Origin of the sequence: Flintibacter muris (assembly GCF_943192995.1) — a bacterium.
Lineage (GTDB): Bacteria > Bacillota > Clostridia > Oscillospirales > Oscillospiraceae > Lawsonibacter > Lawsonibacter muris.
The window spans coordinates 1-22,332 of sequence record NZ_CALPCP010000047.1; the positions used below are offsets into that span (position 1 = coordinate 1).

The following is a 22,332-nucleotide window of genomic DNA, read 5'->3' on the forward strand; positions in this document are numbered from 1 at the left end:
GCAGTAAAATCCTCGGAAACCTTGTGTTCATGCCATTTTTGTACCCATTATTAACATAATGGCTTTGTTCAAATAAACCGAATTATGTTGAGCTTCACATAATTCTATTGCAATTCCCTGTGTGGAGTATCTCATATCCAAGATCGCACAAGTGCTGCGGTTCAGTGAGGATAACACCAACATCCCGTCTCGTGGTCGTTGACCACACCTACCGCCTGCAAAAAGGAGTAGATGATGACCGTACCCACAAACTTCATCCCCCGGCGCTTCAAATCCGCCGAGATACGGTCTGACAGCTCCGAGCTGGCACGAACCACATCATCTGTATTCAGGATGACCTGCCCATCGGTAAAGTCCCAGAGGTAGTGGTCGAAGGAGCCGAATTCCTTCTGGATGTTCAGAAACACTTTCGCGTTTTGAACCGTCGCTTCGATCTTACGCCGGTTGCGCACGATGCCGGGATCAGACATCAGGGCCTCCAGCTTTTCCGAACCGTAGGCGGCCACTACAGTAGGCTCAAAGTTGTCAAAGGCTTTGCGGAACGCCTCTCGTTTTTTCAGAATGGTAATCCAGGACAGCCCTGCTTGAAAGCCCTCCAGAATCAGCATCTCAAACAACTTTTGATCGTCATGCTCCGGTCTGCCCCACTCCTGGTCGTGGTAGGCAATATACAATTCTGAGCTTGGATCAGCCCAGCGGCAGCGGTTCCGTTCCATTGTGATCCCCCGTTTTTTTGCTCATTATATCCCATCGGATGCTATGGCGCAAGCCAAATCAACCTTGTTGCTTGTGCTTCGTTTCCTATCACAATTGTCGTTGGGTTTGCTGAATAGCTTTTCAAATACTTTGCCGCTATACTTGGCCTTGCTAAACGGCAAAAGGAGGAACTCTTTATGGCAGAGAACATCAAAAACCTTTGTGCCCCTATCCCCGCCGAGCTCCACGCGCAGCTCCGCCAGCGGCAGGAGGAGTCCGGGCAGACATTGGGGCAGTACATGACCGAGCTCATCACAAAATTTTATGAACGGGAGGGAAAATCCACTATGAAAAAGAATCAGAGGACCGTTGCCTTTCAGGTGTCCAACGAGCTGTTTGACCAGTTCAAGGAGTACCTCGAGCGTAAGGGCATCAAGCAGAACGCCTTCTTCCTGGAATGCATGCGGCGGGCGCTGGAGGAAGATCGGAAGGAGGACAACCGTGATGACGTGGGATGACAAGCCTCAAAAAGATAACTCCGGGAAAACTCTCAGTGTGAGCTATACGGCTCACCTCCCGCATTGGGGCGAGGCAAGAGTACATCCGCATATCCACTATCCCGGCGAAATGTTCCTGGACTGCCCTGGGCTTGGGATCAAAATGCACCCACTGGGTAAGGTCGCGGGAACGGACGCCTTAAATCCCGCCGAGAGGGTGCTGATGAAAACGCTGGAGCAGCGTGGGATCTGGTGCCTGGAGACGCTGACCGCCATCGGACTCCCGGAGAACTGACATAGAGGGGACGGCACCGCCGCCCCCTCTGTGCTTTCAGTTTTTCCGTGGAGGTTTTACGTTGACGTCTGGGCTGATCGTCCCTTCAATAACCCCATGCTTTGCCTCAAACTGTTTGATGTTATTTCTGATGAGCACCAAGACATGACTATTTAAAGACCGACCCTCATAGTCTGCCACAAAGCCCAGCTTTTCCAGCATCTCCTCCTCGATTCGAATAGAAACACTTTTGACAGCCACATTATCACTCCATTATAGATATATTGTGTGTTTATTTTATATCCATAATGTGCTACAATTCTTGGATAGCTATACTGCGTATCTACAACGCGAGGAGGAGCAGAAATGCGAGTAGCGGTGATTGGCTCCAGAGGACTTCAGGTGAATGACTTGGGAAAATACCTCCCAGACGAGGTGACAGAGATTATTTCTGGCGGTGCGAGAGGCGTGGACACGTCCGCACGGGAGTACGCCATGGAACATGGGCTGAAGCTGACGGAGTACCTGCCGGAGTACGACAAATACGGACGAGGTGCTCCGCTGAAACGCAACATCACTATCATCGAAAGCGCCGACCTCGTTCTGGCTTTCTGGGACGGCAGCTCCAGAGGGACCAAATATGTGATCGAGAACTGCAAAAAGCGGAATATTCCGTTAAAAATCTATGTGCCCGTCAAGCGAGGTGAACAATCTTAAATGTATATCTACCCGGACAACCTGAGAGCGAAAGCGAAGCTGTGGCTGTGGGAGCTGAAGGACATCGTGGTCATTGGGGTCGGGTTTCTCCTGTCTGTCCTAGCGCTGGCCCAAGGGCTGGGGATGCTCCTGCTGGTGCTGACGGTCCTCTATGCTTTTCTGTCCATCCGCATGGAGGGGGCCAGCATCCTGGACTTCCTGCGCTGCGCCGTCTGCTTTTTGTTCCTGCATCAGCAATATTATGAATGGAAGGAGAGAAAATCTTGAACCGAAAACAGAAAAAAGAGCTGCGGCAGCGTCAGTCTACCCGGCAGCTCATGGGGATCGACCAGCTCACCGAGCACGGCCTGAAGACGGCCAGGGGTGAGCTGGTTTTTTATTTGATCAGCCCGGACAACCTCTCTGTGCTGTCCGCCGAGGGCGTCCGGGGCCGGGTCCGCGCTCTGACCGAGCTCCTGCGGAGCACGGAGGCGGTGGAGCTGCTGGCCCTGGACTCCCGCGAGTCCTTCCAGAGCAACAAGCTGTACTATCAGGAGCGCCTGGAGCAGGAGACAGTCCCCGCCATCCGAGAGATGCTTCGGCACGACATGGACCACCTGGATGAGATCCAGTCCACCACCGCCTCGGCGCGGGAGTTTGCCGTCGTCCACCGGATCGAGCCCAAGTCCGGCGAGGACTACGGCGCTCTGAAGCAGCTGGAAAAGCGCATCCGTGACTGCGGCTTCCACGTCCGCATGGCGGATGAGCAGGACATCAAGCGTATTCTGGCCGTCTACTACCAGCAGGATGTGACCACGGAGCATTTCATCAGCTTTGATGGAGAAGGGAGTGTCAATGGCTAAAAAACAGAAGAAAAAGAAGAAGGCGGCAAAACCGGAGGCGGCGCCGGTCAAGGATTTTCTGGACATGATCGCCCCCGCCGCTGTGAAGTTCAACACCGATTCCAGCGTCCTCGGCAGCTCCTGCCGGTGTACCCTCGCTCTGCGCAGCTACCCGGCCTCCACCGGGGAGCTGGCCCTGCTGAGTTATCTTGGGGAGAAAAGCGGCGTGCTCCTTCACATTTATATCCGCCAGGTCCCCGCCGCCGAGGAGGACGCCATCCTCCACAACGCCCAGAATAAGAACCGGATGGACCGGAGCAGCACAAGCAACATGAAGCAGAGCATCACCGCGGAGGCCAACCTCCAGGATGTGGAGACCCTCATCGCCACTATGCGTCGGAACAAGGAGCCGCTGGTCCACTGCGCCGTGTTTATGGAGCTGTGCGCCAGGGATGCGGACGGGCTCAGGTCCCTCCGGGACGATGTGACCGCCATGCTCACCAGATCCAAGCTCGGTGCCGACCGGATCTTCCTGCGCCAGCGGGAGGGCTTCCTCGCGGTCAACCCGGCAGGCGATAACGTGTTCGGAATCCTCTATGAGCGGGTGCTCCCCGCCTCATCGGCGGCCAACCTGTTTCCCTTCAATTACAGCGGCAAAAACGATCCCCACGGCTTCTACATCGGCAAGGACCGCTACGGCTCCAACATCATCCTGGACCTGGACCGGAGGACGGAGGACAAGACCAACGCCAATGTCCTCATCCTGGGCAACAGCGGCCAGGGCAAGAGCTTCCTGCTGAAACTCCTGCTGTGCAACATCCTGGCCTCGGGGAAGTCGGTCATCTGCCTGGATGCGGAGCATGAGCAGGACTATCTCTGCAAGGAGCTGGACGGCTGTTTTGCGGATATTATGAGCGGACAGTACATCATCAATCCGCTGGAACCGAAATTGTGGAACGAGGAAAATGAAGATGACCCGGAGGCTCCTGCGGCCTTCCGTCAGCGCACCCGGCTCAGCCAGCACATCTCCTTCCTGAAGGACTTCTTCCGCGCCTACAAGGACTTCGACCACCGGCAGATCGACACCATCGAGCTGATGCTGGAGCGTCTGTACAAAAAGTGGGGGCTCAACGACCACACGGACTTCCGGTCCATGGGGCCCAGCGATTACCCCACTCTGTCCGACCTCTACAACGTGATCGAGGACGCCTACCAGCACTATAACAGAGAAGAAAATCCGCTGTATCCCAGGGAGCTTTTGCAGGAGGTCCTGCTGGGCCTCCACTCCTTGTGCCGGGGTGCCGAAAGCAAGTTCTTCAACGGCCACACCAGCATCACGTCCCACCGCTTTCTGGTGTTCGGTGTGAAGGAACTGCTCCACGCCAGTGCCGGGGTGAAGAACGCCATGCTGTTCAACCTCCTCTCCTACCTCAGCGACAAGCTGCTGACAGAGGGAAACACGGCGGCGGCGCTGGACGAGCTGTACATCTGGCTCTCCAACCCCACCGCCGTGGAATACATCCGCAATACCCTGAAGCGGGTGCGGAAGAAGGAATCCTCACTCATCATGGCCTCCCAGAATCTGGAGGACTTCGACGCCCCCGGCGTCCGAGAGATGACCCGGCCCCTCTTTGCCATCCCCACCCACCAGTTCCTGTTCAACGCCGGCAGCGTGGACAGGCGGTTTTATATGGACAACCTCCAGCTGGAGGAATCCGAGTTTGAACTCATCAGCCGCCCGCAGAACGGCGTATGCCTCTTCAAATGCGGCAATGAGCGGTACCTCCTGGAGGTCCACGCCCCGGAGCATAAGAAGAAGCTGTTCGGAGAGGGGGGCGGACGATAGCGCCATTTGTTAGGCGTCCGTGAACTCCTCGGTGTCGATTTTGTTTGCCTGTTCCTCCGCCAATTTAGCCGTCGCTTGGACAGCGTCCTCGTAACCATTTAGAGCTCGAAAAGGTTGAAATTGCGCCGCACGCTCCAGCATGGACATACGGTGATGGGTGGTGGAGACATGGTGCGGCAGGTCAATAATATCGTCATATCTGCCCATTACGATCTGTGGCCCCCGATCATGTTGTTGCGGTCCTTGGCCGTCGCTCCCTCTTCCAAGTTCATACCTTTAAGAATCGCGTTTTTACCGTAGCGCTTCTTAATGTCCAGCATAGCGCGTTGGAGCTTCTTCTCCCGCTCCAGGTCCGCGGACTCTGTGGCCTCCTGCTCCTGCTTTGCGGCATAGTCGGTAAAGAGGTCGATCTGCTCAAAGGATTTTTTGTCCGGGGCGGACGCCTCATCCGCCACACGGGTAGCCGTGAGGTAAAAGCGTCGGACCAGCAAATCCCGGTCGATAATTCGGTCGAACAGCTCCAGCGACGCGGAGATGATGCGCCGGGTGGAGGCGGTGTAATCCTCCAGGTTGGCGGTGCCGTGGGCGTGCTTGGGGACGGCCCGGCCATAGCGGTCGGTGGTGACCTCCCCGCGGTACGCCTGTCTTTTCTTGGGATCGCTGAGGTTGTCCCGGTCATAGCCCACCGTCAGCACCAGCTGGCCGGTGACCAGTCCCTTGTCCACCAGGTCCAGTGCCAGCTGGTCCGCCATCTCCTTCACCACCAGCCGGGCCTCGTCGTAGCTGTAGGGGCGCTGGAGGACCTGACCGGAGCCGATACTCTTGGACTCCGGTTTATACGCCTTGATATCTGCGATAGTACAGGGCTCCCAGCCCCAGGCATGGTCGATGAGTAGCTCCGCATTCACGCCGAACAGCTTGTAGAGCAGGTCCTCGTTCTCTAGGGAGCAGCGGGCAATATCGCCCATGGTGTACAGGCCGCACCACTCCAGCTTCTTGGCGTAGCCCGGTCCCACCCGCCAGAAGTCAGTGAGGGGCCGGTGCTCCCACAACAGGCGGCGGTAGGACATCTCAGTCAGCTTGGCGATACGAACGCCATGTTGGTCCGGTTTGATATGCTTGGCCATGATGTCCATGGCAACCTTGCATAGGTACAGGTTGGGACCGATCCCCGCCGTGGCGGTGATCCCTGTGGTCTCCAGCACGTCCAGGATGATCTTCCGGGCCAGCTCACGGGCGGTGAGCTTGTAGGTATTCAGGTAGTTGGTCACATCCATCAGCACTTCGTCTATCGAGTAATTGTGGATGTCCTCGGGCGCGATGTATTTCAGATACACGTTGTAGACCCTGGTACTCCATTCCATGTAGTGAGCCATCCGGGGCGGAGCTACGATGTAGTCCACCGCCAGACCGGGATCAGTTTTCAACTCGGTATCGTCAGAGGAGGAGCCTGTGAACTGCCGACCCGGTGCGGAGCGGAGCCGGCGGGCATTGACTTCCTTGACTCTCTGTATTACCTCGAACAGCCGAGCCCTGCCGGAGATGCCCCAGGCCTTCAAGGAGGGCGTGACCGCTAGGCAGATGGTCTTTTCCGTCCGGCTCAGGTCGGCCACCACAAGGTTGGTGGTCAGGGGGTCGAGGCCGCGCTCAACGCATTCGACGGATGCGTAAAAGCTGCGCAGGTCGATGGCGAGATAAGTTCTCTCCTTCACAGCGCCGCCCTCCCTTCCCATAAACTCAATTTCTATCATAGCATACCCAATACCACCAGAACAAGCCAAAATCACAATAGGAGGACAGAGAAAATGAATGTAATTGAACTGGAACAGTGGAAACCCTCTGGGAATGATCCCCGCAAGCTGGAGTACGCCGGCCAGCCCACAGCGCAGGAGGTGTTCGAGGAGCTGAAGCATCGGCTGGAGGGAATGGGTTACCTGCCGGACGAGTATTTTCTCATGGACAGCGAGTGGGAAAATGGCCGGGCAATTCCCAAGGGGGCCGACGTCTTCTGTACCACCGACTACGGCGGCAGCGAGGGTGTGTACCTGAACGTGTACCTCAAGTGGTATGACGAAAACCAGAAAAAGAGCATCACCAAGAGTTTCATCACCGGCAAGACTCTGGGCGAGAACGGGAACGACCTAGACCGGATGTTCCTCATCTCTTCCGCCATCACCAAGGCGTTCCACGGCGACCACGCCACCCACGCCCGGTACATGAAGATCGGCGGCGTGGAGGACGACACCGGAGGCGCGGTGGTGCATCTGAGCCAGCAGGAGCAGAAGGTCATCATTGAGGCGCTGGTGGAACAGCGGGAACGGCAGGAGCAGGCCATGTCCCAAACCGAGCAGCTCCTGCGCCGCATGACCGGGAGCATCACGGAGTATGTCAATACGGTTGGGATGCGGCCCCTGCAAATGAGTGACTATGACAAGGCCATCCTCGCCATTCAGGACGGGGAACTGTCCGTTTTTAAGGAGTTGTATCCCAAGGTATTAAATCAGCACTCAAACGATCTGCTCATTGAAGCGGCTGGCCGGCCCGGTGAGGTCGGACGGAAGATGACCGCCATACTGCTGGTAGAGGGGAGGCGATTTCCGGAAGCTCCCTACCGTGCCGCCTGCCAGAAGGCGATTGACATCAACGATTCTTTGAAGGTGTCCACCCTGCTGGAATATGCGGGGAGATATGTGCCGGAGCTTTCCCCCTCCTTTCACGGGGAGATGGCCAGCTATGCCTATTCGGATCACCGCTTTATGGCCAAGGAGATCATCAAACAGTGCAGCGAGGAACAGATCGCCGCCGCGCCGTCCCGCCTTCTGGAGCAGTTCGCTGCGGACAAAGACTTTCACACATTATCTACGCTGGTGGAGAAAGGAATCTCCGGAGGCCCCAGCGCCTGGAGGACACTGCATATGCTGACCTGTGGAGGTCATGACAGCTGGATCGCGGAGGAGCTTCTGGAAAAGCGGATGTGGGTCGACCTCGATGACTACAACGCACTCCATGCTTGCGTCCAAAACGATGCTGTCGATGTGTGCAAGCTGCTGCTGGACGGCGGCATAGACTTCGATGTCTACCAGCCGTGGGCAAAGAACCACCCTTGCACCGGCCATGAGGAGACGCTCCAGGCTCTGACGGATCACTGGTCGGAGATGCAGGCGGAACCGGAACAGGCGCCCGACCAGGAGATCGGAGGTCAGACCTTTGGCTAACCCCGTCCTGATCGCAAAAGTCGGCATGATCGTCCTGACCGATGAGAAGGCCCGAAAGGCAATCGGCTGGGTGCTGGTAGCGGTCCTCTCTCCCCTCATCCTGCTCATCGCCTTTTTGTGCTCCCTGGGCTCCGGGGCTTCCGGCCACAACGCCTCTGCCGTGGAGGTGTGCTTCAACGGCGCGGCTATCCCGGCCAGTGCGCCGGCGGAGTACCGGGCCTGCCTGGAGAGTATGCGGAGCAGTCTGGCCCTGGTGGACACGGCAGTCAGCACGATCAACACGCAGACAGAAGAAGGGACAAGCCTTGACGCGGTCAGAGTCAAGGCTTGTTTTTATGCTCTGTACTTCGGCGCCGAGTCTCAAGGGGACGCACAGACCCTTGCGGACTGCTTCGTCACCTACGAGGAACGCACCCGCATGGTGCCCGTAGAGGGCAGCGACCCGCCCGCACAGACGGAGGAAAAATATACCGTGGCGGTCCCTATCACAGATACGGAAGCCGTCTGGCAGAACATCGCCGCCACCATGGTCGTGACGCCCACCGCCGAACAGCGGGCCAATGCCGACAGCATCTACTCCCTGGTCAAATACGGTTGGGCAGGCAGTGGGACAGGAGGTATTTGGTTCGGAGATATCGGGGAGCCGGTGCTGAGCGTGGACGGTTTTTGCTCTCCGCTGGGCTCCGGGTGGCGGAGCCGGGTCACCTCTGAGTTCGGCTGGCGCAACTGTCCCTATCACGGGAGGGAGCTGCACTCCGGACTGGATATGTCCGCCGCCACAGGCACCCCCATCCGCGCCGCGCTGTCCGGGACGGTGACCAAAAGCTGCCGTACCAATTCCTATGGCAACTACACGGTGATAGACCACGGAAACGGCATGACCACCGCCTACGCCCACCAGTCGGGGCGTCTGGTCAAGGTAGGCGATACGGTGACCGTGGGCCAGGTGATCGGCCTGGTGGGCTCCACCGGTAACTCTACCGGGCCGCACCTCCACCTGGAGGTGCGGGTCAACGGCTCCCTGGTCAATCCCCGCAGCTATTTACCGTAATGACAGGAGGAAAACGCTATGAAATTCAAAGCAAATTTTATAGAAAAGCCGGCCAATTTTCAGATGGATGACTGCCGGATCGAAAAGGTGGTGGAGCTGTCCCATGAGGACTTTGGCCGGCTGAAGATCACCCCCCTGGCGGATCAGCCGTTCATCATGGAAAGCAAGGACTGTATGTTCCACAGGGACGGTGTGATCCACTGCCTGCTGGCGCTGGGCCAGGACAGCGATGACGGAGTGCTCATCGATGCGGAGAAACAGGACTACGCCCGTCTCGCGGCCTACGTCCCTGGAATGCGTGATATCGTCAACGCCCAGATGGATCGGGCGGCGGATCTCATCATCCGGGATGGCACCGAAAAATCTATGAGCGTCAATTGGTGTGTCTCCTTCGGGGAACTGGAGGAACAGTTGGGGCTGACGATCCGGGAGGGAAATGGGCTGGACTCCATGCTTCAGGCCACACTGGAGCGCCGCCCCGAAGTAGCGGCGGTGGATATGCGCGACGGCTGCATCGAGCTGGAATACCATCCGGAATACTGCCGCCGCCTGAAAGAGGAGGAACTGCCTGGGCTTCGGCTGAAAGAGCTGCTCCCCCTGCTGAAAGGCGGGCCGATCTTCCTGTGCCATGAGGAGGCGGAGCAGTCGGTGCTGGCGGAAAACCTCCGTCTGCTGACCGGGGCCGGGCAGGAGGATCATGCCGCTCTGCTCAACGCCAGGGTGTCGGAGATCAATGAGACCCCGGAGGGAACCGAGGTGGTACTCACCGATGTGGCCCCGGAGGAGCTGGTACGGTTCAACGAAGCCTACGACGCTTTCATGGAGGCAGAGCAGGCCATGGGTCCCACCATGGGATAGGGGGCGCTATGGACCGATTTGATATTCGCCGTATCGCCATGGGGCTCACCGCCTATGCCATCGAACGGCAGAACAGCTGTGAACGACATCAGCCCGAGAATGTGCCGCCCTGGCAGGAGCAGCGCCGGCTCTGGACGGATGCCATCCTCCAGGGCATGGCGAGGCTGGATGGGCAGGAGCCCGATCCCAGGCTGATGGAGCAGTTCGACCTTGAACTGAAACAGGCCCGAGGCTGTTATTTTTTCACACCGGCCACCCGCCAAACGCAGAAGGACACCATCCGGGAGCTGCGGCGCTTCGTCGCGGCGCTGGAGGCCACCGGCAATGACCGCCGCCGTCAGGTCAACGTGGTCCGGGAGTTGCTGGAGGATATATCTCTCCACCCCCACTGGTGGAACGGGAAGGATAATGGGCTCGACTGCGCCCGTGACGAGGCGGAGCGGTCACTGGTGCGCATGACCGGGCAGATGCCTATCCGATTCACCCGCGTCGTTCTGGGCGGTGACGCCGGCCCCCACTGGGCAAGCGGCTTTGTCTCCGGCTGTGTCAGAGACGCTGAGGCTGTCAGACAGACCGCCGTATATCAGGACGCGCTTCGAGAGTACCCGGAGGTCGCGGACTGGCCTGCTCTCTGCACCGTCTATGCGGGACGAAATCTGCCCACTGCCCTGGGGACTGTGGACGCCTCCGACTTCGACCTGGAGATCATGAACCGGACCGGGGACAGGTTTCTCGATGAGCGCGGCGTCCGCTGGCTGGGCGGTCCCTATCAGATGACCATAGCCGCCGCACCGGCGCAGACTCAGGAGGAATCCGCTACTCCTCAAATGGGGTTTACTATGTAGGAGGAAAATACGATGGAGAAAAATGAGGTCACGCTGTCCTTCGACGGCGAGAGAATGCGCGCTCTGACGATCTATCTGAAAATGGAGAACACCACAGTGCAGGAAAAGATGGATGAGGCCATGCGGCAGCTCTACGAGAAGTCGGTGCCAGAGCCGGTGCGGGAGTATCTGGACATCATATCCGCACCCGCCGCCCGGCCCAAGCGTCCGCCCCGTCCCAGCCAGCCCAAGGCGGCTGCGCCTAAACCGGCCGCCACCATTGAGGAGGTACATCATGAGCAGTAGAGAAATTACACTCTGGCTGGACGAGCACTGGTATCAGGCTCTGTCTCAGCAGCTGGAGGTAGACAAGTTGGAGGACAAGCTGAACGAGTATCTGGACGATCAGATCAACCTGCTCCCCACACCGGTCTACGAAAAGATCATCGGAGAGATCCGGGAGGAGGAACAGCAGAGGGAACAGGCCATAGCCGCCAGCCAGAGATATGCTGTATTCCATGTAACGGAGAATGGCCGGGATGAGCATTTTCGACTGGATGAAAATTATGAGCTGCTGCAGGCCGCCCGGACGCTGCGGAAATATCTGCGGCAAGAGTCGGGAGCGGGCGCTGATTCTTTTTCGGAACTGTTCCCTAAGCGGGAAACCATCACCCCCGAGGAGTTTGACCGGATGATCCTCCTTCGCTTAGAGAACACCGGAATGGTCACCGGCGTGTTTGATCTGGACTTCGACAAGCGGGAGTTCTCCGCCGTCAACACTATGACTGGGTGGAGCACTTGGGCCATGGGTGACGTATCCGTCGCCGCCTACCACGCCTTCCGCAAGGAGAGTCTCAACACGGACGGTCGGTACAGAATCCTGCTGGACAAGTTGAATGGCAGAGAGATCACATCCGCAGGTCACCTCTCCGCGCGGAATATTTCCTTCGCGGAGGAGATCACCGAGATAAACGGCCTGCTGAATTTCTACATGAATACCTGGTTTGATGTGGACGCGGTCTTTGGCACACATATCTGCACCAGCGATAATGACGATGTTCTGAATGTCTACGCAAACTACGACATGGCGGCCAGACAGGTCTGCGATACGCTGGAGGTCGATCTGCACCGGGCAGACGGGCGTGAGGAGTCGGTGGAGTACCAGCTCAACGTCGCGGAGAAAGAAGTCCTGCTGTGGAAGATGGATGCCTACTGCCAGGAGCAGACCGGACAGACGCTGGCGGACTACAGCGCCCAGTTGATGACGGAGAACATGGCGACGCCCTCGCAGCCCTCGATGTGAAATGGTTCCATAGACTGGCGAGGGCCGTTCCCTATGTGGAGCGGCCCTCGCTCTTGTTCCCCCGCTGTGTGCCGCAGAACTGCCCCGTGTGCCGCCCGACCCGACAGGGCAGCATCCACGCCCACCTCAACTGACACGTCGCTCTGCGAGGCTGTGTGGCGGCGAGATCCGATGGGTCGATTTTTTTGCGGGATAAAAGCCAGGGGTCACAAGTGCCCCTCCGGCAGAGGAACACCGCCCCGCAGAGCAGGTCGGGGACGTTCCTGCGGGGGTCATTTTTCACCCCCTGGGGTCAACTCGGGGGTCTGTTTTCAAAAAAAGCCCGCTGTTGCCCGCTTTGCGGCGAGTCACGGCGGGGATATCAGCATTTTTTGAGGAGGAAAACCATGCCCAGAGAAAAAATCAAGTTCGCGCTGCGGATGTCCCCGGAGACGCAGCAGCTCGTCAGGGAGATGTGCCCTCGGGACAACTGCCAGACGCAAAATGAGTTTATCGAAAAGGCCATCCGGTTTTATGCCGGGTATGTCTCCGGACAGGAGGCCGCCGCCTATCTGCCGCCCGCGTTGATATCTGTCCTGCGCAGTACGATCAAAGCGTCCGAGAACCGCATCTGCCGGCTGATGTTCAAGCAGGCGGTGGAGATGGACATGATGATGAACGTGATGGCCTACGGGATGGAAATCAACGACAGCACGCTGCACGACCTCCGTGGCCACTGCGTCCAGAATGTGAAAAAGACCAACGGCGCCGTCACCCTGGACAAGGCTGTGGAGTTCCAGAAGGGGGGCGCGTGACGGAAAGGCGGTGACGCTCCATGCCTCGGATCATATTCAAATGTCCCTACATCAAGCCGGGGACGCGGAAAGCCGCCGCCCACCTGAGCAACTATGTCCGCTACGTCGCTACCCGTGACGGTGTGGAGAAGCTCGCACCGGACAGGGCCAGCCTGCCCGCCACGAAAAAACAGCAGGCCATGGTGGAGCGACTCATACGGGATTTTCCGCTGAGCCGCGGACTGTTTGAATACGAGGACTACCAATCCAGTCCCACCTGCGGCAACGCCTCGGAGTTTATCAGCAGAGCGCTCGAGGACAACTACGACCAGATCGCAAAACGGGAAAACTACGTCAGCTACATCGCCCAGCGGCCCAGGGCGGAACACGTTGGCGCTCACGGGTTGTTCAGCGAGAGCGACGATCCGCTGGTGCTGTCCAGGATCGCGGAGGAGGTGGCCAACCACCCCGGCAACGTGTGGCTGCCCATCATCTCCCTGCGCCGGGAGGATGCCGCACGTCTCGGCTACGACAACGCCGACCGCTGGCGGACCTTCCTGCGCTCCCACGCCATGGAGCTGGCGAAGGCTATGAAAATACCCTGGGACCAGTTCCGCTGGTACGCCGCCTTTCACGATGAGGGCCACCACCCTCATGTGCATATGGTCTGCTACAGCGCAGACGGTCAGTCCGGGTTCCTGACCAGGGAGGGCATCGCTCAAATCAAGTCCGGGCTGGCAAAAGAGATGTTCCAGCAGGACCTGACGGAGATCTATCAACGGCAGACCCAGCGGCGGGATGAGCTGGTACGTGAGTCCGGCGAGGTGATGAAAGAGCTGATCCAGCAGATGGATTCCGGCACCCTGGAGAACCCGCACGTTGAGCAGCTCATGGGCGAACTGGCCCAGCGGCTGAAAAGCACCTCCGGCAAAAAGCAGTACGGCTATCTCAAAACGCCGCTGAAGGCCGTGGTGGATGAGATCGTGGACGAGCTGGCGAAGGACCCGCGCATCGCCGCCGCCTACGATCTGTGGTACCAGCAGCGGGAAGAAGTGCTGCGGACCTACAAAGACGATCTCCCTCAGCGGCTCCCTCTGTCTCAACAGAAGGAGTTCAAGCGGATCAAAAATCTGGTGATTCAAGAGGCGGTGCGGCTGGATGAATACACTGAGGTGTTCGCTCCGACAGATACCCAGGAACCGGGTCAGGCCGGCGAGAACGCTACTCCAACATCGGAAGATCAGCCGCAGAACTTGGACGCCCAGGTGGAGGCCGACGAACCGCCGTACACTGTAACACGGAATGACCGCAGCTCTTCACAGGTAAAATACCGGGAGGCAAAACGTATCCTCACGGACCCCTCCTCCAAGCCTGAGCAGATCAATCAGGCAGTGGACTGGCTGACTCAGGCGGCGGAGGCCGGGCTGGACTATGCGCAGTATGCCCTCGGCAAGCTGTATCGTGACGGTGGGCCGGTGACTCAAGATACGACCCAGGCTGCAATCTGGTTTGCCCAAGCGGCGGAGCAAGGTAATCAATACGCCATGTACGAATTGGGAAAACTCCATCTGGAAATCAAAAATTTTTCTGCTGCCCAGCGCTGGTTCCAACAGCCCGCCAATCAGGGAAACCAGTTCGCCCAGTACCGGCTGGGCAAGCTGCTGTTGAGCGGAGATGATATCCCAAAAGATGTGGAGAGTGCTGTCCGCTGGCTGATGGAGTCTGCGGAACAGGGAAACCAGTATGCGCAGTACACTCTCGGCAAGCTGTACCTGTTGGGGCAAGAGGTTCCGCAGGACCGTGAAGCCGCCGTCCACTGGTTCACACAGTCTGCGGAACAGGGAAATCAGCACGCCCAATATTTCCTCGACCACATGAATGATGTACCCTCCCTCTTTGCCAGCGCCACTCAGCTCCTCCATCACATGGCCCGCATCTTCCAGGAGCAGGCTCCGCCACCAAGCGGCGGGATCACTTTCGTGGACAGCAAGCTGCGCAGGAAAATCAGAGAGAAGAAAATCGCTATGGGTCACAAGCCGGATGACCATGAAGAGCAGGGCATCGCATTGAAATAATGACACTTTATTTTCACAATCACCTGTGATATACTAACTGTGAGGTGATTTCCAATGACGATGCAGCAAAAACGGGTCGCGGCGGTCAAAACGGCGGACGCTATCAACGCAATAGAGGGTGTGCCGGTTTCCGATTATGCCCGCGACTTATCCTACCGCTGGGCGAGAGGGGAACTGGGTGATGACGATATGCTGTCCGCTCTTTTGGAGTCTCACAAAAAATTAGCGGAGCAGGTGCGGCGGGATGGCCGATCCATATCTCTATGAGGGCAGTACCGTTCTTCGAAACAAGCTGGATATTCTGGATGAAAAGACCCTCGACCTGGTGGAGGCGGAACAGTCTCGGGCCAAGATGATGGTTCTCTACAAAAGAGGGTTCCAGAACTTTTCTCCGGTGGGCCTGTGTGAAATACACAAGTTCCTGTTCGATGAAGTTTACTCATGGGCTGGACAGTATCGGATCATCAATATTGAAAAGCGAGAACGCCTGTTGGGTGGACGGAGTGTGTGGTATAGCAATGATGAGAATATCCCGCAGGACTTGGAATCGGCGTTTCAGTCGATCCACTCACTCAAGTGGGAGCATTTTTCTCGGAACGCCTTTGTCCACTATCTTGCGCAATGCTTTCCAAGACTCTGGCAGATCCATCCGTTCCGTGAAGGAAACACCAGGACAGTCGTTATGATGCTGACCTTCTTTGTGGAACAGCATGGCTACTATATGGATCAGGAGTTGATGGCGGAAAGCGCCGGCTACGTCCGGGACGCCTTTGTTATGGCCAGCCTGGAGCAATACGCGGAGCGGGAACATCTGGAGCGAATTTTGCTGGACGCTGTCTGTGATGAACCGATCCTCTATGATGAGGACTCTCTAAAATCAATCGAATCAACACAGCAGCGGCGGGAGCGATATCAGAAATATAAAAGTGAGGACTATGTCCCCCAGCCGCACTACAAGCGAGAAAACTGAATACATGAAATGCAAACTCAGGGCACCCTACGGTGCTCTGAGTTTTTCTGTCAAGGAGGTGAGTAAGTGTCCTATATCCATTTTACCGAGGAGCAAAAGCTCCAGGCCAGTGAAGTGGACCTGGTAGAGTTCCTCCGTCATCAGGGAGAGAAGCTGATCCGCTCCGGGCCGGAGTACCGCCTGGCCAGCGACCACAGTGTCACCGTCCGAGGCAACGGCTGGTACGACCACGCCACAGGACAGGGCGGCGGCCCCATTTCCTTCGTCCAGCAATTCTATAATCTTTCATACCCCGAGGCCGTCACCTGTCTGCTGGGCGGGGAGCAAGGTGTTGTTTACACTCCCGCTCCAAAGCAGGAGAAGGTGTCAAGGAAAGAGTTTGCCCTGCCCGCCGCCAGCCGGGAGATGCGCCGAATGTACGCCTATCTGCTCAAGCACCGCTTCCTGAACCGGGATGTGGTCACCGCCTTCGTCCGGGCGGGGCTGATCTATGAGAGCTGTGAGAGATTCAATGGTAAAGAGTATCACAACGCCGTTTTCGTCGGGAAGGACGAGAACGGCGTTGCCCGTCACGCGCACAAGCGCAGCCTCAACAGCCTTGGCAGGACCTTCCGAATCAACGTGGAGGGCAGCGACCCCCGGTGCAGCTTCCACTACACCGGCACCAGCAACCGGCTCTATGTATTCGAGGCGCCCATCGACCTGCTGTCCTTCCTTACCCGTTATCCCAGAGGCTGGCAGGAACACAGCTTCGTGGCCCTCTGTGGGACCAGCGAACACGCCATGCTCTGGATGCTGGAGCGGAATCCCAACCTCCGCACTGTCTGCCTCTGCCTGGATCATGACGCGGCAGGGATCGAGGCCAGCGGACGGCTGACGGAGATCCTCCATGAGCGCGGCTATGACAACGTGGGGATGCTCCAGTCCGAGTATAAGGACTGGAATGAGGACCTCAAGGCCCGGCGAGGGCTCCCTGCTCAGGAGGCGGAGGAACATCCCCAGCTCATCGCCGCTCCGGAGGTCTGCGGCAGGATTGGCGTATACATGAGAGAGTGCGCAGTCCCGGATCGGCTGGGCCGGGAGTTGGCGGACGCGCTCCGCGGGTACGAGATGAATACCCGCGCGGAACATCCGGAGTCGGCTATGGACTGTATCGAGCTGGCCTCTGCGCTGGCTCTATACGCCTATGGCCGGGAACTGCGCCAACTGGGGGAGCCATGCTCCGGAGAGGAACTGGTGGAGGAGCTGCGCGGTCGTATCCTGCCCCACCAGAACCGGAGCAATCTGAAAAACCGCACCGCTGAATTAGTAGAACGGGCTCAATGTGTCTTGACGAAGGCCTCCACGCCCGGTATCCGCAGTGAGGTGGAGAAACGGGAACTGGCGGAGAGCTGGCTGGAACTGGCTCTGTCCTGCGCCAAGGCGTCTGTCAAGTATGAGGCGGATATTTTGAAACAACAGCAGAAACAAGAACAAGCTGTCACAATGAAGATGGAGGTGATGTAAGTGCAGCCACAAATTATTTTATTGATCTTTCTGGCGGGCGGGATGCTCCTGCTCATCGCCGCTGCCACGCATTTCTCCGGCAACGGAAATCTGAACAACATCAAGTCCAAGACCGTCGGCGACGGTCAGTATGGAACAGCGCGGTGGGCTACCGACAAGGAAATCCAAAAGACCTACCGTCGCATCCCTTTCCGCGTGGCTGAGTGGCGCTCTGGGAAGAAGCTGCCCAAGGAACAAGGGCTGGTGCTGGGCTGTGTGGGAAAGAAAAACGCTGTCACCGCGCTGGTGGATGTGGATGATATCCACTGCCTGATGATCGGCGCCTCCGGCGTGGGCAAAACGGCGTTCTTCCTGTATCCCAATATGGAGTACGCCTGCGCCAGCGGGATGAGTTTCCTGGCCTTAGATACCAAAGGGGATTTGGCCCGGAACTACGGCGCCGTGGCCGCAAAATATTACGGTTACCAGATAGCGGTCGTCGATCTGCGCAATCCTACCCGCTCAGACGGCTACAACCTTCTCACGCTCATCAACCGCTATATGGATATCTGCCGGGAACAGCCGTCTAATGTGGCGGCAAGAGCCAAAGCGGAGAACTACGCCAATATTCTGGCCAAGACCATTGTCAACCCGGATGGGGAGTCTTCCAACCGTGGCCAAAACGCTTACTTTTACGAATCCGCCGAGGGCCTGCTGGCATCAGTTGTTCTCCTTCTGGCGGAGTATCTGCCGCCGGAGGAGGGCAAGCCTGAGAAGCGCCACATCGTCAGCGTGTTCAAGCTGGTGCAAGATCTGCTGGCCCCCAGTAAGTCGGTCAAGGGAAAGAACGGCTTTCAGGTCCTGATGGACTCTCTCCCTGACACCCACAAGGCCCGGTGGCGTGCCGGCGCCGCACTTACCGCTGCGGATCAGGCCATGGCCTCTGTCATGTCTACCGTCCTCTCCCGACTCAACGCCTTCCTGGACTCAGAGCTGGAACAGGTGCTGTGTTTCGACAGCGCCATTGACGCAGAGGAATTTGCCTCCCGGAAGTCCGCTGTCTTTCTCATCCTGCCGGAAGAAGACCCCACCAAAAACTTTATGGCCGGGCTGATGATCCAGACGCTGTCCCGTGAGCTGTTTTCTGTGGCGGATGAGTACGGCGGCAAGCTGCCTAACCGGGTGGTGCTGTTCTGCGATGAGCTGGGCACCATGCCCGCCTTCGACATTCTGCCCTTGTTCAGCGCCGGCCGCTCCCGCAAGCTGACCCTGGTGCCTATCATCCAGAGCCTAGCCCAACTGGAGAAAAACTATGGCAAGGAGGGCGCGGAGATCATTCAAGACAACTGCCAGGATACTATCTTCGGCGGTTTCGCACCCAATTCCCAGACCGCCGAGGTGCTGTCCAAGGCCCTGGGCAATCGGACAGTCCTCTCCGGCTACGTCAGCACCGGAAAAGAAAAGTCGCAGACTCTGCAAATGACAGGACGGGCACTCATGACTCCGGATGAACTGAAGTCCATCCCCAAGGGGCAGTTCGTGGTCATGAAAGCGCGCTTTGTTCCTTGACAATCTGCGTAGAAATACGCAATAAAACAAGGCAGATTTCGCAAGAAATCTGAACTCTATGCTTGATTCGGCAGGGGCAGGACCTGCCTGACCCGGTGTGACGGGTGACCAAAACTCTAATCCTCCGACGTGCGCCCGCAGTGTCATGTGGGATGTACGAAGCTCGGTGAAGTGGCGGAGGCGGTATCTGAGATGGTACCGCGCCGCTGGAGGCTATAAATCGGTCATGTCCAGAATGTTTTGTTGCAACCGACATAATCCTGAGTGTACGGCTCGTGAACGACGGGGTGATGATACAGCCACCCACTCCCGCAGGGAGTGCTGCCGCCGTTGAAACTTTTTCATGTGTAAAACGGCAGAAAACCAATAAGGTCGAATGTCTTTGGCAGAAAATCACACTGGTCAAAGATGGCAGCCGGGCTATAGGGATGGGCTAAAACCGACATGTAAAGCTAAAGCATAGGGAACAAAGGAACCATGGACGGCACTTCAAGGTACTGAAGTAAATGAAGTGACACCTTCGCCGCACAGGTAGGAAATGACCTGCTAATCCATGGGGCATCAGCCCGTAGTAGCGATGATGTCCGCAATAATAAGGCGGGCGGAGCGAAGGGGCATAGTCAGTGCAAATTGTATGTGAACAGAAAGTCGAGGAAGCCGTAGGCATACCTGACTAACACCAGAAACACCAATTCCGGAAAGGAGGCGGTGCGTATGGCACAAAAATTCGACTACCCAGAAACCGAAACACAACTACGCGAAATTCTGGATAAACTTTATCAGCACAGCAAGGAGGTTCACGATTCTGGCGGAAGGCCAGCGTTTAAGGGCCTCATAGAAATCATGTCAGCAGAAGCAACTATCATTACGGCGATTCACAACATCAAAAGCAATCACGGCAGTGAGACCCCTGGCGTAGATTCCAAAACCATGCAAAAGGATTATCTTCAAAAACCGTTCTCTTGGGTGGTAAAAGATATCCAGAGTGCGTTCAAGCATTTTGAAGCCCAGGAAATACGCCGGAAATACATCGACAAACCAGGAAAGTCCGAAAAGCGTCCATTAGGCATTCCTACAATACGGGACAGAATCGTGCAGGAATGTATGCGGATTGTACTGGAACCCATTTTAGAAGCCCAATTCTTCTACCACTCCTACGGATTTCGCCCTATGCGGGATGCGGCCATGGCGCTACAGCGCATAAACTATCTCACATTTCAAACAGGCTACCATTGGATTGTCGAGGGCGACATCAGCAAATGCTTTGACTGCATAGACCACAACATCCTTCTCAAGCGTCTGTACCACATGGGAATCAAAGACAGGCGTGTTTTGCAAATCATCAAGGCTATGCTGAAAGCCGGGGTTATGGGCGAGTGCAAGGTAAATGAAGAAGGTACGCCACAGGGCGGGCTCATCAGCCCGCTGCTGGCAAACGCCTATCTGGACATGATGGACGAATGGATTACCGGACAATGGGAGCAAAAACGGACAAGATACCAGTATGCACAACAGGGAAAACGGCTGTACTCACTGCGTAAAACCGCTCTGACTCCTGGATTCCTTGTCCGTTACGCCGACGATTTTGTCATCATAACAGATACTCGCGCCCATGCCGAAAGTTGGAAGAACAGGCTCCAGATGTTCCTCCAGACCAAAATGAAGCTGACACTATCCACAGAAAAAACGCTGATAACAGATGTCCGCAGAAAGTACATCAAATTCCTGGGATACGAATTCAAGCAAGTTCCAGGGAAGGCACAGAAAGGCTATGTAGCAAGGTCTATACCAGACAGGGGCAGATTGAAGCGGAAAGTTGACAGTATTGCGGAAAATATCAAAAAGATTCCTCGCGATTACAGCAGAGAACAGCTTATTGCTGAGATAAATCGTATCAATAGCCAGATACGGGGAGTTATCCAATATTACCAATGCTGCACATGGGTAAATGTCTCCATGAAAAAGTACAGCCGACGTTTACAGTTTATGGCAAAGAGTCGGTTGAAGCAGTATAAAGGGAAATGGATTCCAGCAAATCAGACACAAAATCTCCCCCGTATCCATCAGCAGCATAAGCAAAAGATTCCTTCTGTAAAATACCGCGATATCTATGTTGGCTTCACTGCGCTCACCTTTTGCAATTGGGAAAAGACATTCCCAAAGAACAAGAATGAAACACCTTATTCCGAGATAGGCAGGCAGATATACTTCAAGCGCACGAAAAAGAAACGCATCAATGCGCGGCTGGACGAAATGTATTCCATGCATACTGCCAGGATAGTTACCAACGGAAGCTGGGGAAAGCTCAATAACTTTGAGTTTATCATGAATCGCGCTTATGCACTCAACCGCGACAAACTCAAATGCCGTGTTTGCGGTGGATGGCTTATTTCCGGTATACCGTTGGCCCATCGCGTTAACCCAAATCTTCCGCTGAATAAGGTCAACCGGGTTGATAATCTGGTATCACTCCATAAACATTGCTTTGACACTGTAAATAATCCCTATGCAGATATCAGTGAATTTGATGCAAAAGCGCAAAAGAAAATACAAGGTTTTAGGGAAAAACTGGTTGCTTCACATACATGCAACAAATAATTTGCATTGATGGAGCGCCGTGTGCGGTGAAAGTTGCATGCACGGTGCGAAGCGGGGGAAAATCCGCTCTGACTGCTGTTCTCTTATGAGTACAGTAAAAGCGGCGGATTACCTATCGCTATACGGGCACCCACCCCATGCAGACTCGGCTAAGGCTCTTCCTGGAGTGGGGCATCTCCTTCGGTGACCCCTACCTGCTGCCAGAAAGGGCCGCCCGAACCGTGGCTTACGCCAGCAAGCAGGAGCTGGAGCGAGCAATCTCCCTACGCAATCAGATACAACAGACAGAAGATGATACGCCTCCGACTCCGCCAACTGGAGACAGGACATCCTATGCCAAATCTAGGCGTAACCGGAGGGGGTTATCTGAATGCGGTGATATGCGTACAAAGGAGGAGTGATATGGGATACTTCGAGAAAATCTATCAGTCCGACCTCAGCCACAGAGCCAGGGCAGTGTATATGTACCTTCAAGATCATGCCGACGGCGAGGGCAAGTGCTGGCCGGGGATACGGACGATTGCGGCAGAACTGCGGCTCTCCCGCTCCACCGTCAAGCGGGCACTGGACGATCTGTGCAGAGCGGAGCTGATCTCCAAGGAGCATCGCTGGCGGGAGAACGGGAGTCTCAGCTCAAATTTATACCGGCTGAAGTAGCGCAAAAAATATAAGTTCTCCGCCAGGGGCAATGTCAATAAGTTAGGAAAACGAGCCAAGATAGAAACAAAAAATATAAAAAACTATTGACAATAGGCGAAAT

The 22,332-nt window shown here is 56.5% G+C and carries 23 protein-coding genes and 1 pseudogene; 20 read left to right on the forward strand and 4 right to left on the reverse strand.

What is annotated here, in order from left to right; all coding sequences use genetic code 11:
* Positions 1 to 161: 161 nt before the first annotated feature.
* Positions 162 to 716 (reverse strand): DNA-3-methyladenine glycosylase I, encoded by a 555-nt coding sequence (locus NFS22_RS20320; protein WP_251319524.1) that lies wholly within the window; start codon positions 714 to 716, stop codon positions 162 to 164.
* A 177-nt stretch (positions 717 to 893) separates the two neighbouring features.
* Between NFS22_RS20320 and NFS22_RS20325 the strand changes: the two genes are divergently transcribed.
* Positions 894 to 1,214: a hypothetical protein gene (locus tag NFS22_RS20325; protein ID WP_251319525.1), complete on the forward strand. Its 321-nt coding sequence runs from the start codon at positions 894 to 896 to the stop codon at positions 1,212 to 1,214.
* Complete coding sequence (locus tag NFS22_RS20330; protein WP_251319526.1) at positions 1,201 to 1,488, forward strand: hypothetical protein; 288 nt, start codon at positions 1,201 to 1,203, stop codon at positions 1,486 to 1,488. Before NFS22_RS20325 ends, NFS22_RS20330 begins: the two co-directional genes overlap by 14 nt.
* A 36-nt stretch (positions 1,489 to 1,524) precedes the next feature.
* On the opposite strand, the gene NFS22_RS20335 is transcribed toward NFS22_RS20330, so the two are convergent.
* Positions 1,525 to 1,728, reverse strand: a complete 204-nt coding sequence (locus NFS22_RS20335) for an Arc family DNA-binding protein (protein ID WP_277614933.1) — start codon at positions 1,726 to 1,728, stop codon at positions 1,525 to 1,527.
* Positions 1,729 to 1,833: 105 nt separating this feature from the next.
* Between NFS22_RS20335 and NFS22_RS20340 the strand changes: the two genes are divergently transcribed.
* Genes NFS22_RS20340 through NFS22_RS20355 form a run of 4 tightly spaced genes read left to right on the forward strand, consistent with a single transcriptional unit; the run spans position 1,834 to position 4,851 of the window.
* On the forward strand, positions 1,834 to 2,184 hold the full coding sequence (locus tag NFS22_RS20340) for a DUF2493 domain-containing protein (protein WP_251319527.1): 351 nt from the start codon (positions 1,834 to 1,836) through the stop codon (positions 2,182 to 2,184).
* Positions 2,185 to 2,451, forward strand: a complete 267-nt coding sequence (locus NFS22_RS20345) for a hypothetical protein (RefSeq protein ID WP_251319528.1) — start codon at positions 2,185 to 2,187, stop codon at positions 2,449 to 2,451. It begins immediately after the preceding gene.
* Positions 2,448 to 3,026 carry a hypothetical protein gene (locus tag NFS22_RS20350; RefSeq protein WP_251319529.1) on the forward strand — a complete coding sequence of 193 codons (579 nt, stop codon included), beginning with the start codon at positions 2,448 to 2,450 and terminating at the stop codon, positions 3,024 to 3,026. The genes NFS22_RS20345 and NFS22_RS20350 overlap by 4 nt, the downstream gene beginning before the upstream one ends.
* Positions 3,019 to 4,851, forward strand: coding sequence for a VirB4 family type IV secretion system protein (locus NFS22_RS20355; RefSeq protein WP_251319530.1), 1,833 nt, complete (start codon positions 3,019 to 3,021; stop codon positions 4,849 to 4,851). Before NFS22_RS20350 ends, NFS22_RS20355 begins: the two co-directional genes overlap by 8 nt.
* 9 nt (positions 4,852 to 4,860) lie before the next feature.
* Here the strand turns inward: NFS22_RS20355 and NFS22_RS20360 are convergent, their stop codons facing one another.
* Together NFS22_RS20360 and NFS22_RS20365 are read right to left on the reverse strand one after the other, a co-directional pair.
* Positions 4,861 to 5,058: a hypothetical protein gene (locus NFS22_RS20360; RefSeq protein WP_251319546.1), complete on the reverse strand. Its 198-nt coding sequence runs from the start codon at positions 5,056 to 5,058 to the stop codon at positions 4,861 to 4,863.
* Positions 5,058 to 6,563 (reverse strand): Y-family DNA polymerase, encoded by a 1,506-nt coding sequence (locus tag NFS22_RS20365; RefSeq protein WP_251319531.1) that lies wholly within the window; start codon positions 6,561 to 6,563, stop codon positions 5,058 to 5,060. Before NFS22_RS20365 ends, NFS22_RS20360 begins: the two co-directional genes overlap by 1 nt.
* A gap of 93 nt (positions 6,564 to 6,656) precedes the next feature.
* Here NFS22_RS20365 and NFS22_RS20370 point away from each other — a divergent pair, with 93 nt between their 5' ends.
* From NFS22_RS20370 to NFS22_RS20440, 14 genes and pseudogenes are all read left to right on the forward strand, one after another.
* A complete protein-coding gene (locus NFS22_RS20370) occupies positions 6,657 to 8,066 on the forward strand; it encodes an ankyrin repeat domain-containing protein (protein ID WP_251319532.1) in 1,410 nt (469 codons plus the stop codon).
* Entirely contained in the window at positions 8,059 to 9,117 is a 1,059-nt protein-coding gene (locus NFS22_RS20375) for a M23 family metallopeptidase (protein ID WP_251319533.1), read from the forward strand. The genes NFS22_RS20370 and NFS22_RS20375 overlap by 8 nt, the downstream gene beginning before the upstream one ends.
* Before the next feature lie 18 nt (positions 9,118 to 9,135).
* Positions 9,136 to 9,975, forward strand: coding sequence for a DUF6329 domain-containing protein (locus tag NFS22_RS20380; RefSeq protein ID WP_251319534.1), 840 nt, complete (start codon positions 9,136 to 9,138; stop codon positions 9,973 to 9,975).
* A gap of 8 nt (positions 9,976 to 9,983) precedes the next feature.
* Positions 9,984 to 10,820, forward strand: a complete 837-nt coding sequence (locus tag NFS22_RS20385; protein WP_251319535.1) for a hypothetical protein — start codon at positions 9,984 to 9,986, stop codon at positions 10,818 to 10,820.
* Positions 10,821 to 10,832: 12 nt separating this feature from the next.
* A complete protein-coding gene (locus NFS22_RS20390) occupies positions 10,833 to 11,105 on the forward strand; it encodes a DUF6103 family protein (protein ID WP_251319536.1) in 273 nt (90 codons plus the stop codon).
* Positions 11,095 to 12,102, forward strand: a complete 1,008-nt coding sequence (locus NFS22_RS20395; protein WP_251319537.1) for a hypothetical protein — start codon at positions 11,095 to 11,097, stop codon at positions 12,100 to 12,102. Before NFS22_RS20390 ends, NFS22_RS20395 begins: the two co-directional genes overlap by 11 nt.
* Positions 12,103 to 12,488: 386 nt before the next feature.
* Positions 12,489 to 12,896, forward strand: a complete 408-nt coding sequence (locus tag NFS22_RS20400) for a hypothetical protein (RefSeq protein ID WP_251319538.1) — start codon at positions 12,489 to 12,491, stop codon at positions 12,894 to 12,896.
* 20 nt (positions 12,897 to 12,916) lie between these two features.
* On the forward strand, positions 12,917 to 14,950 hold the full coding sequence (gene mobP3 / locus NFS22_RS20405; RefSeq protein WP_251319539.1) for a MobP3 family relaxase: 2,034 nt from the start codon (positions 12,917 to 12,919) through the stop codon (positions 14,948 to 14,950).
* A gap of 54 nt (positions 14,951 to 15,004) precedes the next feature.
* Complete coding sequence (locus NFS22_RS20410; protein WP_251319540.1) at positions 15,005 to 15,217, forward strand: antitoxin VbhA family protein; 213 nt, start codon at positions 15,005 to 15,007, stop codon at positions 15,215 to 15,217.
* Positions 15,195 to 15,920 (forward strand): Fic/DOC family protein, encoded by a 726-nt coding sequence (locus NFS22_RS20415; RefSeq protein ID WP_251319541.1) that lies wholly within the window; start codon positions 15,195 to 15,197, stop codon positions 15,918 to 15,920. Before NFS22_RS20410 ends, NFS22_RS20415 begins: the two co-directional genes overlap by 23 nt.
* 66 nt (positions 15,921 to 15,986) lie before the next feature.
* On the forward strand, positions 15,987 to 17,426 hold the full coding sequence (locus NFS22_RS20420; RefSeq protein ID WP_251319542.1) for a DUF3991 and toprim domain-containing protein: 1,440 nt from the start codon (positions 15,987 to 15,989) through the stop codon (positions 17,424 to 17,426).
* A gap of 42 nt (positions 17,427 to 17,468) precedes the next feature.
* A pseudogene (locus NFS22_RS20425) lies at positions 17,469 to 18,956 on the forward strand (type IV secretory system conjugative DNA transfer family protein); the annotation flags it as partial.
* A 732-nt stretch (positions 18,957 to 19,688) separates the two neighbouring features.
* Positions 19,689 to 21,572, forward strand: a complete 1,884-nt coding sequence (gene ltrA / locus NFS22_RS20430; RefSeq protein ID WP_251319543.1) for a group II intron reverse transcriptase/maturase — start codon at positions 19,689 to 19,691, stop codon at positions 21,570 to 21,572.
* A gap of 402 nt (positions 21,573 to 21,974) precedes the next feature.
* Positions 21,975 to 22,229, forward strand: a complete 255-nt coding sequence (locus NFS22_RS20440; protein ID WP_251319544.1) for a helix-turn-helix domain-containing protein — start codon at positions 21,975 to 21,977, stop codon at positions 22,227 to 22,229.
* Positions 22,230 to 22,332 lie beyond the last annotated feature (103 nt).